Below are 17,000 nucleotides of genomic sequence, written 5' to 3' on the forward strand. Positions count from 1 at the left end.
TGAACCATGGCTTCGCACCCCAAGGGCGACTTCGACCTCTCCCGGGCGGTCTGGCAGCGGGCCGAAGGCGACACCTCCGAGAGCGCCGTCGAGGTGGCCTTCGTCGACGACCTGATCGGCATGCGCAACTCCGCCGAGCCGGACGGCCCCGTGCTCGTCTTCACCCAGGCCGAGTGGGACGCCTTCGTCGCCGGTGCCCAGGACGGCGAGTTCGACCTGGACTGAGCCGAGGACGCCGGTCGGGTCGGTCGGCGACACCGCCGTCGGCCCCCGGCCCGCCCCCGCGGGCGGGCCGGGCATCCCGTGGGCCGCGCGGCCCTAGTCGCCGTCGCCCCAGCCCAGTCCGCCGGGGCCGGGGGCGTGGTGGAAGCCGGGGTGGCCGGCCACGTCGACGCAGCGCTCGCCGTCCGGCCCGGACGCGCCGCAGAACAGCCGCTCGGCGTTCTGCCACGCCTCGGCCGGCGACAGCGCCGACGCACCCAGGGCCAGCTCGGGTCGCAGCAGGCTCAGCGCCTCCGCGTATCCGACGGCGACCTCCCGGGCCGATTCCAGGTCGGGCGCGGTGAAGCCGAGGTGCACGGTGAAGAACCGGCCCGGCCGGGCCGGGCGGCGAGGCGGCGCGATCAACGGGGCGCCGGCCGCGTCCCGTGCCGCGCCGAGCGCCCCCAGCGCCTGCCGCTGCCGCCAGTACGGCGGCCTGTTGTCCCGCATGGGTCCTCCCGTGGCGATCGTGGACGCGGCCCTCCCCCAGGTGACCCGCCCGGGTTCCGGCCCGGCTGCCTGCCGTCGGCACGCCGTCGGCGGCCCGACCGGACCGCTCCCCCGAGCCAACCAGCTTTCCGCTCCCCTGGGAGGGGCCAGCGGGCGCGCCGTGCGCTGGCCCCCTCCCCTCACGTTCCGCCTGCCGCGGGATTGCGCCCGGCCGGCCTGGGTAGACGCAGAGGCATCGACGAGACCGGCCGGCCGGCAACGGCCGCCGCCCGCTGCAGGAGGCCCGATGGCGACCATCCCGACGGAGCGCAGCCCGGAGAGCTCGGTGGCGTTCCTGCGCGACGGCTACCGCTTCGTCGGCCGCCGCTGCGACCGCCACGGCGGCGACATCTTCCAGGCCCGGCTGCTGCTGGAGCGCACCATCTGCCTGCGCGGCCGCCCGGCGGCCGAGCTGTTCTACGACACCGAGCGGTTCGTCCGCGCGGGTGCGACCCCGATGCGGGCGCAGCGCACCCTGACCGGCCGGGGCGGCGTGCAGGGCCTGGACGGCGCCGACCACCGCGACCGCAAGGCCATGATCATGTCGATCATGACGCCGACCGCGGTCCGGCACCTCGGCCAGCTCTTCGACGACGAGTGGCGGGCCCGCGTCCCGGCCTGGGAGGCGGGCGGGCCCGTCGTGCTGTACGACGAGGTCGGCCGGATGCTGACGCGCGCGGTCTGCGCCTGGGCGGGCGTGCCGCTGGCGGCCTCCGAGGTCGACCGGCGCACCGCCGACCTGCACGCGATGATCGAGGGGCCGGCGGCGCTCGGCCCCCGGCACTGGCGCGGCCTGCTGGGCCGCCGCCGGGGCGAACGCTGGATCGGCGGCGTCATCGACCGCGAGCGCGTCGGCACGCTCCCGGCGCCCGAGGGCAGCGCGCTGCGGGTGATCGCCGAGCACCGCGACGCCCGCGGGCGGCTGCTCCCGCGCCGGATCGCCGCCGTCGAACTGCTCAACGTGCTGCGCCCCACCGTCGCCGTCGACCGGTTCGTCGTGTTCGCCGCGCTCGCGCTGCACGACCACCCGTCCTGGCGGCAGCGGACCCGCGAGAGCGAGGAGGCCACCGAGAGCTTCGTGCAGGAGGTACGCCGCTTCTACCCCTTCTTCCCGGTGGCCGCCGCCCGGGTCCGTCGCTCCTTCGACTGGCAGGGTTACCACTTCCCGCGCGGCCGGCGGGTGCTGCTCGACCTGTACGGCACCGACCACCACCCGGAGCTCTGGCCCGAGCCGGAGCGGTTCCGCCCGGAGCGCTTCACCGGCTGGCGGGACGACCCGTTCCGCTTCGTCCCCCAGGGCGGCGGGAACCATCTGTCCGGCCACCGCTGCGCCGGTGAGTGGATCACCATCGAGCTGATGAGGCGGGCGGTGACGAACCTGACCACCGCCATGCGCTACGACGTGCCCCCGCAGGACCTGGCGCTGAGCCTGAGCCGGATGCCGGCGCTGCCGCCCAGCGGCTTCGTGATCACGAACGTCCGCCGCACCGCCTGAGCGCACCACCCCGGCCGGTCTGGTCGGTCGGCGACCGGTGCCCGGGGACGGGCCGCCCGCTCCCGGCTCGCCGCCCGTGACCGCCCGACGGATCGGCGAACCGGTTTGACCGGCCGACATGCGGGCACCTGCTGCGGGCACCCACCGTCACCGGGAGACCCGTTGTCCTTCGACGCCAGCGAGTACGGCCGGCACGTGGCCCAGGTCCACGACGAGACGTACGCCCACCTCGCACCGGACGCCGCGACCGTCGACGACCGCGGGCTGCCGGTCGCGTACGTCCTGCCGCTGCGCTGGACCGACGACGCCGGGCTCCCCGCGCTGACCGGCTACCTGCGCTGGCTCAGCTCGCGGGTCGACGTGACCGTGGTGGACGGGTCGCCGCCGGAGCTGTTCGCCCGGCACCGGGTGGCCTGGCGGGAGCGGGTCCGGCACCTGCCACCCGATCCTGCCGTACGGGGCGTCAACGGGAAGGTGACCGGCGTGCTCACCGGCGTCGCCGCGGCCCGGCACGAGCACGTGGTGATCGCCGACGACGACGTCCGGTACGACGAGGCGGGGTTGCGCGCCGTGCACCGGCTGCTCGACCGGGTGGACCTGGTCCGGCCGCAGAACTACTTCGACCCGCTGCCCTGGCACGCGTGGTGGGACACCGGGCGGACCCTGCTCAACCGGGCGCTCGGCGTGGACTACCCCGGCACCCTGGCGGTGCGCCGGAGCACCTTCCTCGCCATGGGCGGCTACGACCCGGACGTGCTCTTCGAGAACCTGGAGCTGATCCGCACCGTGCGCGCGTACGGGGGCACCGAGGCGGCACCCGCCTGGCTGCACGTACGCCGGCTGCCGCCCGACACCGCCCACTTCCTGCGCCAGCGGGTGCGCCAGGCGTACGACGACCTGGCCCAGCCGGCCCGCCTGGTGGCCTCGCTCGCGGTCCTGCCGGCGCTGGCCGCGGCGGTCGCGGCCCGGCGACCGGGGCTGCTGCTCGGCGCGGCCGGGACCACCGTGGTGCTAGCCGAGGCGGGCCGGCGCCGGGCCGGCGGCAGCGCGGTCTTCCCGCCGACCGCCGCCCTGGCGGCGCCGCTCTGGGTGCTGGAACGCGGCGCGTGCAGCTGGCTCGCCCTCGGCCGGCGGCTCCTCTTCGGCGGGGTCCGCTACGCCGGCGGCCGGGTCCGGCGCGCCGCCCACTTCGACCGCACCCTCCGCCGCCGCCTCCGCTGACCCGCCCCACGCCTCTCCCGCGCCACCCGGACGCCCACGCTCACACCCACGCGATCTTGCGCTTCATGCCCGGATAATCCGGCCACAAAGCCGCAGATGGTGGGCGCAAACTGCAAGATCGCGGCGGCCGGGAGGGCGGAGGGCGGCGCGGGGGCGGGACGCACGCGACAGCTCGCGGCCACTCTCCGGAACGTTCCCGGGAGTGGCCGCGAGCTGCGGCGTGCGGTGGCCGGGTCGGTCAGTACCGCACCTGTTCGCGTGACTGCTGCGCCTGGTCCTTCACGTCCTGCGCGGCGGAGCGGGTGTCGTCCTTGACGGCGTGCACGGCCTCCTGCGCGGTGGACTTCACCGACTCGGTGGCGTGCTGCGCCGGCTCCCGCAGTTCCTCCTTCAGCTCGCTGGCGACCTCGCCCAGCTTCTCCTTCACCACCCCGGCGTGCCCGCCTGCCTTCTCCTTGACCTGCGTCGCCACCTGCTGCTCGCGGCGGGTGGCCGGGATGAGCGAGGAGGCGAGCCAGCCGACGCCGAAGGCGATCAGGCCGGCGGCCAGCGGGTTGCCCTCGGACTTCTGCCGGATCGCGTGCGGGGCCCGGTGCGCGGCGTCGCTGACCGTCGAGGCGGCCGAGTGCGCGGCGTCGCTGACCGTCGAAGCGGCCGAGTGCGCTCTGTCGCTGACGCCGGACGCCGCCGACGAGGCGTGGTCGCCCACCGAGTGGGCGCCGTGCCTGGTGCTGTGACCCAGGTCGGAAGCGGTTCCCATCACCTTGTCCCTCACATTCTGCAGTGCGTTGCGGGCCCGCTGCTTGCGGTCGTCGACGATGCGGGCGGGGCTGACCTTGTACGCCAGCGCGTCCACGTCGGAGCTCAGGTTGCTCCGCGTGGCTTCGATCTCCCGGCGGATCTGGTCCGGGTCGGTGCTCATCGGGTGACCTCCTGCGGGTGGGGCTTGAGCGCGTCGGGAATCCGCTGCACGCTCTCGTTGGTCTGCTTGAGGCCGCGGATCCGCTCGGCGTTCTTCCTGGCCATGGAGTAGAGGACCGCGGCGATCGCGCCCCAGATGACGGCCACGATCAGCGCCGCCCAGCCGGCGTCCATCACGTTGGACAGCCCGGCCCAGAGGGCCAGCGACAGGAACAGGGCCACCATGTAGCCGCCGAAGCCGGCGCCGCCGAAGAAGCCGGCGGCCTTGCCCGCCTTCCTGCCCTCCTGGCGGATCTCGGCCTTGGCGAGTTCGACCTCCTGCCGCATCAGGGTGGACAGGTCGGTGGTGACCTGACGCATCAGCTCACCGATCGAGCTGCCCCGGATCTCGTCCGCGTCGTGGGGGTGGTGACCGGAGTTCAGCCCCGCACCCTGCGTCGGCACGCTCATGCCGCCGCCTCCCTTCGGATGACTCGTGGGCTCACGGACGGGTCCCGCTCGACGGCACGCCCGGCAGCGGGTCGGTCCGGGTCACCGGCGGCAGCGGCTGACCGACGCCACCCGCCGGGTCGGCGTAGCCGGTGGTGGTCTGCGGATCGGCGTACGCGCCCGGGGCCGGCTCCAGGTAGCCACCCGGCGGCACGGCGTCCGGCACCGCACGCGCGGCCGGCGTCGTCGGGATGACCGCCGTCCGGTCCGGGTCGTAGCCGGCACCCGAGCCGTACGCGGAGTGGCCGTTGCCGCCCTGGCCGTCGCCGGCGGCGGAGATGTTCCTGGTCAGCCGGCCGGCGAGCACGCCCAGCACGGCGGCACCGACGAGGAAGGTGCCCGGGTTGCGGCGGGCGTAGTCCCGCACCTCGGCGATGATGTCGCCGGGCTCCCGCTGCTCCAGCCAGCCGGCCACGCCGTGCACCCGGTCGGCGGCCTGGCGGGCGATCTCGCTCACCGGCCCCGCCTGACCACCCTGCTCGGCCATCGAGCGCATCTCGTCGGCCAGCGAGCGGAGCCCACCGGCGGCGCGCCGCTGCTGCTCACCGGCCTGGCTGGCCACCTGGCTGCGGGCCTCGCCGTAGAGGTTGCGCGCCTGGCGGGTCGCCTCGCCGACGACCTCCCTGCCCTGTTCCTTGGCCGTCCCGGCGACGGCGCCGCCGGCATGCTTCGCCTCCGACCCGACCTGGCGGGCCTGCTCGCGGACACCGCCGCCGTTGGTCGACTCCTGCCCGTACGTGGAAGTCGTGGGTGACAGATCGTAAGTCATGATGTCCCTTCCGCTCGGAAAGTCGTCGCGGTTGTGCTGGGGGGATGCGACCGCCGTTGCTGCCGTCGCCGCCTCTGACCTACCCTCCGTCGCCGCTTCCATACCTCGTTCGTGACTTCTCCTGCGGCCCGTCCCGCGAGGACTACAAAATGGAGGATCGTCGGGCCGGACGCCGATGCCATCACGGACAGTGACGGTCGGTCGCCGCGACCCGCGCCGCGGGCAGGGCGTTCCGCGGGTCCACGGAGGTGACATCGATGGCACGGAACGCACGCGGCGCCCCATCGGGACCGAAGCCCGCGGTGCAGTTCGCCGCGGTGGCCGCGGCCGGGATCTTCACCCTGGTCGGGGTGCTCGGGTTCATCCCCGGCGTCACCACCGACTACGGCGACATGACGTTCGCCGGTCACCACTCCGAGGCCCGGCTGCTCGGCCTGTTCCAGGTGTCGATCCTGCACAACGCGCTGCACCTGGGCTTCGGGCTGGCCGGGCTGGTGCTGGCCCGCACCGTCGCCGGGGCCCGGGTCTTCCTCGCCGGCGGCGGCGCGCTCTACCTCGGCCTGTGGCTGTACGGCTTCGCGATCGACCGGGAGACCGTGTTGAACTTCATCCCGGTCAACGACGCCGACAACTGGCTGCACCTGGCCCTCGGCTTCGGCATGCTCGCCCTCGGGCTGCTGCTGTCCAACCAGGTCGGCACCGGCGGCCGTCTGGACAGGCCCTTCGACCGCCCCTGACCGCGGAGGCCCGGGATCGCGACATGGAGGTCGTCATGCTCCGCCGGCTACGGGACCACGCGCTGACGATCTCGATGTTCGGTGCCTTCCTCGTCTTCCTCGCGTTGCAGAGCGTGTTCGGCTGGCACGCCCGCAACGAGGAGTTGACCGATCTCGGCGCGGCGCCCGTGGCCTGGCCGGCGTACCTGCGCAGCGGGCACTTCGCCGAGGCCGTCTTCGAGAACTGGGAGTCCGAGTTCCTCCAGATGGGCGGCTACGTCCTGCTCACCGCGTACCTGGTGCAGCGGGGCTCGGCCGAGTCGAAGCCCGTCGGGCAGACCGACCGCCCCGAGGACGACGAGCGACGCGCCACCCCCGACTCACCCTGGCCGGTGCGCGTCAGCGGCCTGCCGCTGGTGGTCTACCGGAACAGCCTCTCGTCAGCACGCGTCGCCGGAGTCGAAGCCGGTCACCGCCGCGCACTCGCACACCGGCGACTGACCGGCCGGCCGGCGCCGGGCGCGGGCGCCGTCAGGCCGGCACGCGCAGCCGCTTGGCGAAGCAGACGCTGTACGGGTTGCTCACGTACTCGCCGTACACCGGGATCGGCTCGTACCCGCACGAGGTGTAGAGCCCGATCGCGGCCGGCAGGTACGTGCCGGTCTCCAGGCAGACCACCGCGTGCCCCTGCCGGAAGGCCAACTCCTCCAGCGCGGCCAGCAACTGCCGGGCGATGCCCCGCCCCCGGTACGCCGGGCGGACGTACATCCGCTTCAGCTCGCCGGTGCCGTCGTCGAGCGCCTGGATCCCGCCGCAGGCGATCGCCCGCCCGTCGGCCACCACCACGAGGTAGCGGATGTCGTCGTGGGTCACGGTCGCCTGGCCGTCCAACCCGCCGTCCGCCTCACGCAGCTCGCGCTGCTGGGCGGTGACCAGGGCGTCGATCTCCGGATCCGTGGCGGGGCGGGACTCGATCAGCATCAGGCCACGCTAGGCGGCGCGGATTTCGGGCAGGTTTCCGGCAGTCGACCCGCTCACGGAGCGCGACGAGCTATTCGGCGTCGCCCTCCCCGACCCCGTCGTACGGGCCGACCTCGTCCGACGGGCCGGCCTCGACCTCGTCGGCCGGGCGCTGCCGGCGGGCCTTGCGGGCCGCCAGCCGCTCCGCCGCGGAGGCGCGGGTCGACTTCTCCTCCAGCCGGACGTCCGTGCCCCGGTTGCCCGGGACGAAGTCGGCGCCGGCGTAGAGGGTCGGCTGCCAGTCGAACTCGCGGTCGCCGATCCGGACGAGGTCGCCCGGCTCCGCGCCGGCCTTCCCGAGCTTCTCCTCGACGCCCAGGCGCGCCAGCCGGTCGGCCAGGTAGCCCACCGCCTCGTCGTTGTCGAAGTTCGTCTGCCGCACCCACCGCTCGGGACGGACGCCGCGCACGAGCCAGCCGCCGTCCGGCGCGGCCTCGATCGTGAAGCCGGCGTCGTCGACCGCCCTCGGCCGGATCACGATCCGGGTCGGCTCGGCCGGCGGCGCGGCGCTGCGCGCCTGCTCCACCAGCTCCGCCATGGCGTACGTCAGCTCCTTCAGACCCTCCCGGGTGGCCGCCGAGACCTCGAACACCCGGAAGCCGCGCTCCTCCAGGTCGGGGCGGACGATCTCGGCCAGGTCCCGGCCGTCCGGCACGTCGACCTTGTTCAGCGCCACCAGCCGGGGCCGGTCGGCCAGGCCGCCGTACTCGGTCAGCTCGGCCTCGATGGTGTCGATGTCGGCCACCGGGTCCCGGCCGGGCTCCAGGGTGGCGGTGTCGATGACGTGCACCAGCACCGAGCAGCGCTCGATGTGCCGGAGGAATTCCAGGCCGAGGCCCTTGCCGGTGGCCGCCCCCGGGATCAGGCCCGGCACGTCGGCGACCGTGAAGGTGTGGTTGTCCACCCGGACCACGCCCAGGTTGGGCACCAGGGTGGTGAACGGGTAGTCGGCGATCTTCGGCTTGGCGGCGGAGATCACCGAGATCAGCGACGACTTGCCGGCCGACGGGAAGCCCACCAGGCCGACGTCGGCGACGCTCTTGAGTTCCAGCACCACGTCGAGCTGCTCGCCGGGCTCGCCCAGCTCGGCGAAGCCGGGGGCCTTGCGCCGGGCGTTGGCCAGCGACGCGTTGCCCCGGCCGCCGCGCCCGCCCCGGGCCACCTCGAAGGTCGTGCCGGCGCCGACCATGTCGGCCAGCACGGTGCCGTCGAGGGCCTGCACGACGGTGCCGTTCGGCACCTTCAGCACGAGGTTGTGGCCGTTCGCGCCGTCCCGGTTCGACCCGGCGCCGCCCCGGCCGTTCTCGGCCTTGACGTGCGGGCGGAAGTGGAAGTCGAGCAGCGTCGTCACCTGCGGGTCGACCACGAGGGACACGCTGCCGCCGTGCCCGCCGTTGCCGCCGTCGGGGCCGCCGAAGGGCTTGAACTTCTCCCGGTGGATCGAGACACAACCGTGCCCGCCATCGCCGGCCTGCAGGTGCAGGACGACCCGGTCAACGAACGTCGCCACGGGCGTCAATCCTTCCAGCGAGGTCGACTCCCCGCACGAGAAAAGGCGAAGCGGGCCGGGACACGAGGTCCGCGGCCCGCTGCGCCGGAGAAACTACTGCTGCGGCACGATGCTGACGGTCTTGCGACCGCGCTTGGTGCCGAACTGGACCGAACCGGCGGCCAGCGCGAAGAGCGTGTCGTCTCCGCCACGGCCGACCAGGTCACCGGGGTGGAACTTGGTGCCGCGCTGACGGATGAGGATCTCACCCGCGCTGACGACCTGACCACCGAAGCGCTTCACGCCGAGCCGCTGGGCCGCGGAGTCACGACCGTTGCGCGAGCTGGACGCACCCTTTTTGTGAGCCATCTGAGGACGACCTACTTCCCGCTGGAGATGCCGGTCACCTTGACCTGGGTCAGCGGCTGACGGTGACCCTGGCGCTTGTGGTAGCCGGTCTTGTTCTTGAACTTGTGGATCCGGATCTTCGGGCCCTTGGTGTGCGCGGCGATCTCGCCGGACACCGCGACCTCGGCAAGCTTCGCCGCGTCGGTCACCAGGTCGTCACCGTCGACGAGGAGCACCGCGGTGAGCTTCACCGCGTCGCCGGGCGCACCGGCGAGCTTCTCGACCTCGATCACGTCGCCCTCGGCGACCTTGTACTGCTTGCCGCCGGTCTTGACGATCGCGTACATCGGAGGCGGACTCCCTGTCGTTGAGGCTGCTGGCGGGTGTTCCCACGGCGGCTCGCCGGGTAGCAGAGGCACGGCGGCGCGGGCGCGCGGGAACTCGGCACACCAAAGTGCGCCGCAGGCAAGCGTACGCCATGGGAGGGCCGACGCCCAAACCGGCCCCGCAGGTCAGCGGGCGCAGAGCTGGTCGAGCCGCTGCCGGAGCCGGTCCAGCTCGGTCTCGTCGATCGCGTCGACGTCGGTGCCCAGCGTGCCGACCTCGGCCGCCATGTCCGCGAGCAGCGTCTTGAGCTGGGCGTCCTCGGCCCGGCCCGACTCCCGCCGCAGGGCGGCCCGCCAGTCGGTCAGCGCCTCGGAGATGCGCTTGCGGGCGGTTTCGGCCGCGGTGCCGTCGTTCGCCCCGACCGCCGCGACCATCTTGCCGAGTTCCTCGACGTACGTCCGCACGGCGGTGTCCCCGGCCGCCTGCGCGGCGGCGCACACCTCGGGGGCGTTGCCGCCCGCCGCCCCGCTGCCGGCCCCCGGCCCGCCACCCGGCCCGGTGCCCGTCGCCCCGCCGCCCGGACCGCCGGTGGGCCCGCTCGACGCGGCGCCCGAGGCGGCCGGCTCCGGCCGCTCGGCCGCGCACCCGGCGCCGGTGAGCAGGACAGCGGTGACCGTGGCGACGGCGAGCAGACGGCGCATAGTTCTTCTCCTGACCGGTTGGCCGATCGTGGCCGGGGATCGACCATACGACAAGGCCCCCTCCCCGGGACATTGCCGGGAAAGGGGCCCTGCCAAACGCCGGGCTGCTCAGCCGGTCACGGCCGGGTGCGCCGCCGCGCGCCGCTGCGCCGGGACCGGCGCCGGCCGGAGCCGCCCTCCGGCTCGTCGCCGTCGGTGTCGGCCAGCGCGTCCGGGTCGTCCGGGGCGGCCAGCCGGGCGGACTCGCCCGTCTGGCTGTCGGCGATCTCCGGCGCGGCGGGGGTGTCCGTCTCGTAGCGGGACAGGTCGTAGCCCATGGTGTCGTGGTAGTCGGCGTCCGGGCTGGTCGCGGTGTCGGGCTCGGTGACCTCGGCCACGGTCCGCTCGGCCGGCGCGCTCTTGCGGGCCCGCTTCCGGGACGCCCCGCCGCCCTGCTCGGCCGCCGGGGCGGCGACCGCCGAGGCGACCGCCTTCACCTTCTCCCCCGCGCCGCCGCCGGAACGCGGCTTCTCCGGCACCGGCTCGGTGTGGATGATCAGGCCCCGGCCCTTGCAGCACTCGCACGTCTCGCTGAACGCCTCCAGCAGGCCCGCGCCGATCCGCTTGCGGGTCATCTGCACCAGGCCGAGCGAGGTGATCTCGGTGACCTGGTGCTTGGTGCGGTCCCGCCCCAGGCACTCGGTCAGCCGGCGCAGCACCAGCTCGCGGTTCGACTCCAGCACCATGTCGATGAAGTCGATCACCACGATGCCGCCGATGTCGCGCAGCCGGAGCTGGCGGACGATCTCCTCGGCGGCCTCGAGGTTGTTCCGGGTGACCGTCTCCTCCAGGTTGCCGCCCGCGCCGGTGTACTTGCCGGTGTTGACGTCGACCACGGTCATCGCCTCGGTGCGGTCGATCACCAGGTGGCCGCCGGACGGGAGGAAGACCTTCCGGTCCAGGCCCTTGAGGATCTGCTCGTCGATCCGGTACGTGGCGAAGACGTCCGTGGTGCCGACGTGCCGGCGCAGCCGGGCGACCAGGTCCGGCGAGACGTGCGACAGGTACGACTCGACCACGTCGTACGACTCGTCGCCCTCGATCACCAGCTCGCGGAAGTCCTCGTTGAACAGGTCCCGGACGACCCGGATGACCAGGTCGGGCTCCTCGTAGAGCAGCACCGGGGCGCCGCCCTCGGCCGCCTTGGCCTGGATGTCCTCCCACTGCGCCTGCAACCGCTTGACGTCGCGGGCCAGCTCGTCCTCGCTGGCGCCCTCGGCGGCGGTCCGGACGATCACGCCCGCGCCGTCCGGCACCAGCTTCTTCAGCACGTCCCGCAGCCGCTTGCGCTCGGTGTCGGGCAGCTTCCGGCTGATGCCGGAGGCGTTGCCGTTGGGCACGTAGACCAGGTGCCGGCCGGAGAGCGCGATGTGGCTGGTCAGCCGCGCACCCTTGTGGCCGATCGGGTCCTTGGTGACCTGCACGAGCACCGAGTCGCCGGACCGCAGCGCCTGCTCGATCGAGCGGGCCCGACCCTCCAGGCCGGTGGTGTCCCAGTTCACCTCGCCGGCGTACAGCACGGCGTTGCGGCCGCGCCCGATGTCGACGAAGGCCGCCTCCATGCTGGGCAGGACGTTCTGCACCTTGCCGAGGTAGACGTTGCCGGCCATGGTGCCGGAGGAGTTGCGGGTGACGTAGTGCTCGACCAGCACCCCGTCCTCGAGGACGGCGATCTGGGTCCGGTCGCCGCGCTGGCGTACCGCCATCACCCGGTCGACGGCCTCCCGGCGGGCCAGGAACTCCGACTCGCTGAGGATCGGCGGCCGGGTCCGGCGCTGCTCGCGGCCGTCGCGGCGGCGCTGGCGCTTGGCCTCCAGGCGGGTCGAGCCGGAGACGCCCTGCACCTCGTCGACGGTCTTGCGCGGCTCGCGGATCTTGACGACCGTCGGCACGCCGTCGTCGGCACCCGCCTCGACGTCGCCGGCGCCCCGGCGACGGCGCCGCCGGCGACGGCGGGTCAGCGCGTCGCCGCCCTCGGCCTCCTCGTCCTCCTCGCCTTCGGCCTCTTCCGCCTCGGCCTGCGCGGCCTCCTCGGCCTCCTCGTCCTCGATGTCCTCCGCGCCGCCCTTGCCCCGGCCCCGGCCCCGGCGGCCCCGGCGGCGGCGACGGCGGGCGGCGGTGTCGTCCTCGTCCTCTTCCTCGTCCTCGGCGGCCTCCTCGGCCTCCTCGGTCGGCTCCTCCTCGGCCTCGACGGCCTCGGCCAGCTCGACGTCGCGGCGGCCGCGCCGGCGGCGGCGGGTCGGCTCGGCCGGCTCCTCCTCTGCGGCGGGCTCCACGGCGGCGGGGGCGGGCGTGACGACCCGGGCCGGCGGCATCTCCTCCGGCTGCGGGGCCATGAAGAGCACGGTGGGCGCGGAGAGCGCGGCCCGCCGGCGGCGGGTACGCGGCTCCGGCTCGGCGGCGGCCTCCTCCTGGGCGGTCGGTTCCGCTGCGGGCGCGGCGCCCGGCGGCACCTCGCCGGCGCGGGTCTCCGCGCCGCCGGCCGTGGCGGGCGGCGCGGCGGCGCCGAACTCGGTGCCGGCCTGCGGCTCGGCCCGGCCGGGCTGCTCGGCCTCGCCGGGCGCGGCCTGGGCGGCCTCGTCACCGGCGGCCGGCTCGGCGGTGCCGGCCGGGGTCTCCGCGGCCGGCTCGGCCGCTGCGGGGGCGGCCTTCTTCCGGCGGGCACGGGTGGCCTTGACCGGCTTCGCCGCCTCGGCGGGGGCCTCCTCCACCGCGGCCGACGGCTCTCCGGCGGCCTGCGCCGCGGGCTCCTCGGCCTGCGCCGTGGGCTCCTCGGCCTGCGCCGCGGGCTCCCCGGTGGCCTTGGCGGTGGTGGCCTTGCGGCGGCGGCGCGGCGCCTTCGGGGCGGCGTCGAGGTCGCCGGTGACCGGGGCGAGCACCTCGGCCTGCGGCGCCTCGGCGCTGCCCGGCACGGCCTCGGTCGACGCCTGCACCGGCGCGTCGGTCTGCTCGGGCTGGTTCAGGGGCGCGGCGCGCCGCCGAGTGGTACGGCGTCGGGCGGGCGCGACCGGGGCCTGTCCCGCCTCGGTGGCTCCGGCGTCCGCCGTGCCGACGGCGGCGTTCTCCGCCCCGGCGGTGCTCCCCGCCTCGGTGGCGCCGCTCGGGCCGGTGGCGTTCTCGGTGGTGCTGTTGTCAGCGGTCTCGTCGGCCGGCTGTGAACCGGTCCGTTCGCCGCCCTCGGGCTCGTTCTCGAGCATGGACGTTCTCCAGTTCTGGCTGCCCCGGGCGCGGGTGAGCGCTGCCACGCAGGGTTGCCGCAAAAGTGTTTCCGCCGGGCACGCAGGATGCGCGACCGCCGAAGTCTGCCTGCCTGAACGCCGACCGTCGGTCAGCGTTCACCGATGGTTGCCCCGTCGCGGTCCGCGTCCAACGGATCCGCGATCGCACCCTGCGCGGTCAACGTGCCCTGTGCCAGCCGGATCACCCTCGGGGAGACCGGCGGCTCCAGGTCGGCCACCACGCGGAGGCCGGAAAGGACGTCATCGGGCCGCACGGCGGGGGTGACCTGCCGCACGACCAGTTCGAGTATCGCACACGGTACGGCCGGGACCCCGGAAGGCGTCTCCGTCGACGCCGCGACATCGATGTGAATCACCGCTGATCGGGCGTCGAAGGTGCGCCGGCCCTGTTTGGTCATCCGCTCGACGAGCACCTCGTCCGCGGCCGTGAAGGCGGAAACCGCCCGTTCCAGGACGGCGGGGTCGACCTCGGGCAGCTCGATCCGCCAGTGCGACGCCTCGATCCGGTCGGCAAGACTCCCGCCGCCGGCCACGACGGCGTCGAGCACGTCGAGCCCCGGCGAGAGCGCGGCATCCAGGGCGGCGCGCAGCTCCTGCGGGTCGACCGGCTCACGAAGGCCGATCTCCAGATATTCGGCCTCGCTCGCTACGCCGGTGGGGGCCGCGCTGGCGTACGAGATCTTGGGGTGCGGGGTGAAGCCCTGGGAGAAGGCGATCGGCACGCCGGCCCGGCGCAACGCCCGCTCGAACGCCCGGGCGAAGTCCCGGTGCGACGTGAAGCGCAGCGGACCGCGCTTGGCGTACCGGATCCGGACGCGCTGGACGACCGGGGCCTGGCCGCCCTCTGGCTGTGGTTTCCTACTGATCGTCGTGCTCCTCGGTGTCAGAGACCGGCTGGTCGTGAAGGCACCCGCGCGACAACGCGCGTGCCGCTGACGACAGCCGCATGATCGACCCGGTGCGCGGCGGGCGGCGCGAGGGCGCCACCCGCCCGCGGCGGGCTACTGCTGGGCGCCGGTGGGGAGCTTCAGGCCGTTGATCGGGGTGAGCGGGAGGAGTTTCTTCCCGGTCGGGCCGATCTGGATCTCGGTGTCCATGGCGGGACAGACGCCGCAGTCGAAACACGGGGTCCACCGGCAGTCGTCCTGCTCGTACTCGCTGAGCGAATCCTGCCAGTCCTGCCAGAGCCAGTCCTTGTCCAGGCCCGAGTCCAGGTGGTCCCAGGGCAGGACCTCCAGCTCGTCGCGCTCGCGGGTGGTGTACCAGTCGAGGTCGACCCCGAACTGCGGCAGCACCTCGGCCGCGGCCTCCACCCAGCGCTGGTAGGAGAAGTGCTCGCTCCAGCCGTCGAACCGGCCGCCGTTCTCCCAGACCTTGCGGATCACCGCGCCGACCCGGCGGTCGCCCCGGCTGAGCAGGCCCTCGATCAACGAGGGCTCGCCGTCGTGGTAGCGGAAGCCGATCGCCCGGCCCAGCGAGCGGTCCGAGTTGATCGCCTGCTTGAGCAGCTTGAGCCGGCCGTCGATGACCTCCGGCCGCTCCATGGACGCCCACTGGAACGGGGTGTGCGGCTTCGGCACGAAACCGCCGATGGAGACGGTGCAGCGGATGTCCTTGGACCCGGTGGCCGCCCGACCCGCCCTGATCACCTCGTGCGCCATGTCCGCGATCTCGAGGACGTCCTCGTCGGTCTCCGTGGGCAGACCGCACATGAAGTAGAGCTTCACCTGCCGCCAGCCGTTCGTGTACGCGGTGACGACGGTGCGGATCAGGTCTTCCTTCGACACCATCTTGTTGATGACCTTGCGGATCCGCTCCGACCCGCCCTCCGGCGCGAAGGTCAGGCCGGTGCGCCGCCCGTTGCGGGACAGCTCCTGCGCGAGGTCGATGTTGAACGCGTCGACCCTGGTCGACGGCAGCGAGAGCGAGACGTTGGTGCCCTCGTACTGCTGGGCGAGGCCCGAGCACATGTCGCCGATCTCGGAGTGGTCGGCGGACGACAGCGACAGCAGGCCCACCTCGTGGAAGCCGGAGAACTCCAGCCCCTGCTGCACCATCTGCCCCACGGTGGTGATGGAGCGCTCGCGCACCGGCCGGGTGATCATGCCGGCCTGGCAGAACCGGCAGCCCCGGGTGCAGCCCCGGAAGATCTCCACCGCGTACCGCTCGTGCACCGTCTCGGCGAGCGGCACCAGGGGCTTCTTCGGGTACGGCCAGGCGTCCAGGTCCATGGTCGTGCGCTTGTGCACCCGGAACGGCACGTCCGCCCGGTTCGGCACGACCCGCTGGATCCGGCCGTCGGGCAGGTAGTCCACGTCGTAGAAGCGCGGCACGTAGACGCTCTCGGTGCGGGCCAGGCGCAGCAGCAGTTCGTCGCGCCCGCCCGGGGAGCCCTCCGCCTTCCACTCCCGGACGATCGCGGTGATCTCCAGGACGGCCTCCTCGCCGTCGCCGAGCACCGCGGCGTCGACGAAGTCGGCGATGGGCTCCGGGTTGAAGGCGGCGTGACCGCCGGCCACGATCACCGGGTCGGCGTCGGTGCGGTCGGCGGCGAGCATGGGGATGCCGGCCAGGTCGATCGCGCTGAGCAGGTTGGTGTAGCCCAGCTCGGTGGAGAAGGAGATGCCGAACACGTCGAAGTCGCGCACCGAGCGGTGCGCGTCGACCGTGAACTGCGGCACGCCGTGGGCGCGCATCAGCTTCTCCAGGTCCGGCCAGACCGCGTACGTCCGCTCGGCGAGCACGTCGGGCAGCTCGTTGAGCACCTCGTAGAGGATCTGCACGCCCTGGTTGGGCAGGCCGACCTCGTAGGCGTCGGGATACATCAGCGCCCAGCGCACGGCTGTGGTGTCCCAGTCCTTGACCACCGCACCCAGCTCGCCACCGACGTACTGGATGGGCTTGGTCACCTGGGGCAGCAGCGGCTCCAGCCGGGGCCAGACGGAATTGGCCGCGACGGGACGCGGCGTGGTGGACGGGACGCTCATGATGCCCAAGGGTACGCGCCCCGTCGGCGGCGACCGCGCGGACGCCGCCGCGCGGGCCGGTCGGTCGCCACAGCTTCCGACCGGACGTCGGCCCGGCCCCTGCCGCCCGAGCGGTGGCCGGGATCGCCGCGCTGGCGAGTCGGTACTAACCTCGGACCGGCGCGAGAGGAGATTGCCGCGATGCCGCAGCCGCAGCCGGGACCGGACCGGCCGGCCGACGGGAGCATCCCGGGCCCGGACCAGGGCCGGGATCCGGCGGTCACCGAGGAGCACACGTCCTCCCCCGCAGCCGCCGCCCCCGCCGCCCCCGCCGGCCCCGCGGGCCCGGAGGGCACCCGTGAGTTGCCCGTCGAGGGGTCGGAGGCGACCGCGACCGACCGCGCCGACGCCGACGTGACCGCCCCGCCGGCCACCGCCACCGCTCCGCCGGACGCCGACGCTCCGCAGGGCACCGCCGACGCCCGGCAGGACGCGGCCACCGCCCCGGAC

The 17,000-nt window shown here is 74.2% G+C and carries 16 protein-coding genes and 1 pseudogene; 5 read left to right on the plus strand and 12 right to left on the minus strand.

Features of this window, described 5'->3' with window-relative positions:
* The first annotated feature begins 6 nt into the window (after window positions 1-6).
* On the plus strand, window positions 7-225 hold the full coding sequence (locus ACZ6O2_RS20715; protein WP_088992395.1) for a DUF397 domain-containing protein: 219 nt from the start codon (window positions 7-9) through the stop codon (window positions 223-225).
* Between the two features lie 93 nt (window positions 226-318).
* Here ACZ6O2_RS20715 and ACZ6O2_RS20720 read toward each other — a convergent pair whose 3' ends face one another.
* The gene (locus tag ACZ6O2_RS20720) at window positions 319-711 is read right to left on the minus strand and encodes a hypothetical protein (RefSeq protein ID WP_466023947.1); all 393 of its coding nucleotides are present in this window, start codon (window positions 709-711) and stop codon (window positions 319-321) included.
* A gap of 286 nt (window positions 712-997) precedes the next feature.
* Here ACZ6O2_RS20720 and ACZ6O2_RS20725 point away from each other — a divergent pair, with 286 nt between their 5' ends.
* Window positions 998-2,245: a cytochrome P450 gene (locus ACZ6O2_RS20725; protein ID WP_466023948.1), complete on the plus strand. Its 1,248-nt coding sequence runs from the start codon at window positions 998-1,000 to the stop codon at window positions 2,243-2,245.
* Window positions 2,246-2,407: 162 nt separating this feature from the next.
* A complete protein-coding gene (locus ACZ6O2_RS20730; protein WP_466023949.1) occupies window positions 2,408-3,466 on the plus strand; it encodes a glycosyltransferase family 2 protein in 1,059 nt (352 codons plus the stop codon).
* A gap of 238 nt (window positions 3,467-3,704) precedes the next feature.
* On the opposite strand, the gene ACZ6O2_RS20735 is transcribed toward ACZ6O2_RS20730, so the two are convergent.
* From ACZ6O2_RS20735 to ACZ6O2_RS20745, 3 genes are read right to left on the minus strand one after another with little or no spacing between them, the layout of a single operon-like run.
* The gene (locus ACZ6O2_RS20735) at window positions 3,705-4,388 is read right to left on the minus strand and encodes a DUF3618 domain-containing protein (RefSeq protein WP_466023950.1); all 684 of its coding nucleotides are present in this window, start codon (window positions 4,386-4,388) and stop codon (window positions 3,705-3,707) included.
* The gene (locus tag ACZ6O2_RS20740) at window positions 4,385-4,837 is read right to left on the minus strand and encodes a phage holin family protein (protein WP_466023951.1); all 453 of its coding nucleotides are present in this window, start codon (window positions 4,835-4,837) and stop codon (window positions 4,385-4,387) included. Before ACZ6O2_RS20740 ends, ACZ6O2_RS20735 begins: the two co-directional genes overlap by 4 nt.
* 31 nt (window positions 4,838-4,868) lie before the next feature.
* On the minus strand, window positions 4,869-5,645 hold the full coding sequence (locus ACZ6O2_RS20745) for a hypothetical protein (protein WP_466023952.1): 777 nt from the start codon (window positions 5,643-5,645) through the stop codon (window positions 4,869-4,871).
* Window positions 5,646-5,902: 257 nt separating this feature from the next.
* Between ACZ6O2_RS20745 and ACZ6O2_RS20750 the strand changes: the two genes are divergently transcribed.
* Window positions 5,903-6,382 (plus strand): DUF4383 domain-containing protein, encoded by a 480-nt coding sequence (locus ACZ6O2_RS20750; protein ID WP_350710856.1) that lies wholly within the window; start codon window positions 5,903-5,905, stop codon window positions 6,380-6,382.
* A gap of 35 nt (window positions 6,383-6,417) precedes the next feature.
* Window positions 6,418-6,795: pseudogene (locus ACZ6O2_RS20755) on the plus strand (DUF6766 family protein); the annotation flags it as partial.
* A gap of 97 nt (window positions 6,796-6,892) precedes the next feature.
* Here ACZ6O2_RS20755 and ACZ6O2_RS20760 read toward each other — a convergent pair.
* The 8 genes from ACZ6O2_RS20760 to ACZ6O2_RS20795 form a co-directional block, all read right to left on the minus strand.
* The gene (locus ACZ6O2_RS20760) at window positions 6,893-7,342 is read right to left on the minus strand and encodes a GNAT family N-acetyltransferase (RefSeq protein ID WP_350710860.1); all 450 of its coding nucleotides are present in this window, start codon (window positions 7,340-7,342) and stop codon (window positions 6,893-6,895) included.
* Window positions 7,343-7,412: 70 nt separating this feature from the next.
* Window positions 7,413-8,891, minus strand: coding sequence for a GTPase ObgE (obgE, locus tag ACZ6O2_RS20765; RefSeq protein ID WP_350710862.1), 1,479 nt, complete (start codon window positions 8,889-8,891; stop codon window positions 7,413-7,415).
* Window positions 8,892-8,984: 93 nt separating this feature from the next.
* A complete protein-coding gene (rpmA, locus tag ACZ6O2_RS20770; protein WP_013288010.1) occupies window positions 8,985-9,239 on the minus strand; it encodes a 50S ribosomal protein L27 in 255 nt (84 codons plus the stop codon).
* Window positions 9,240-9,250: 11 nt separating this feature from the next.
* Complete coding sequence (gene rplU / locus ACZ6O2_RS20775) at window positions 9,251-9,565, minus strand: 50S ribosomal protein L21 (protein WP_088982529.1); 315 nt, start codon at window positions 9,563-9,565, stop codon at window positions 9,251-9,253.
* Between the two features lie 165 nt (window positions 9,566-9,730).
* The gene (locus ACZ6O2_RS20780; protein ID WP_466023953.1) at window positions 9,731-10,246 is read right to left on the minus strand and encodes a hypothetical protein; all 516 of its coding nucleotides are present in this window, start codon (window positions 10,244-10,246) and stop codon (window positions 9,731-9,733) included.
* 116 nt (window positions 10,247-10,362) lie between these two features.
* A complete protein-coding gene (locus ACZ6O2_RS20785; RefSeq protein ID WP_466023954.1) occupies window positions 10,363-13,482 on the minus strand; it encodes an Rne/Rng family ribonuclease in 3,120 nt (1,039 codons plus the stop codon).
* A 131-nt stretch (window positions 13,483-13,613) separates the two neighbouring features.
* Window positions 13,614-14,333, minus strand: a complete 720-nt coding sequence (locus ACZ6O2_RS20790; RefSeq protein WP_350710910.1) for a TIGR03936 family radical SAM-associated protein — start codon at window positions 14,331-14,333, stop codon at window positions 13,614-13,616.
* Window positions 14,334-14,525: 192 nt separating this feature from the next.
* Window positions 14,526-16,511, minus strand: coding sequence for a TIGR03960 family B12-binding radical SAM protein (locus ACZ6O2_RS20795; protein ID WP_466023955.1), 1,986 nt, complete (start codon window positions 16,509-16,511; stop codon window positions 14,526-14,528).
* Window positions 16,512-17,000: the final 489 nt, after the last annotated feature.

This window comes from Micromonospora sp. NPDC048040 (assembly GCF_055587185.1).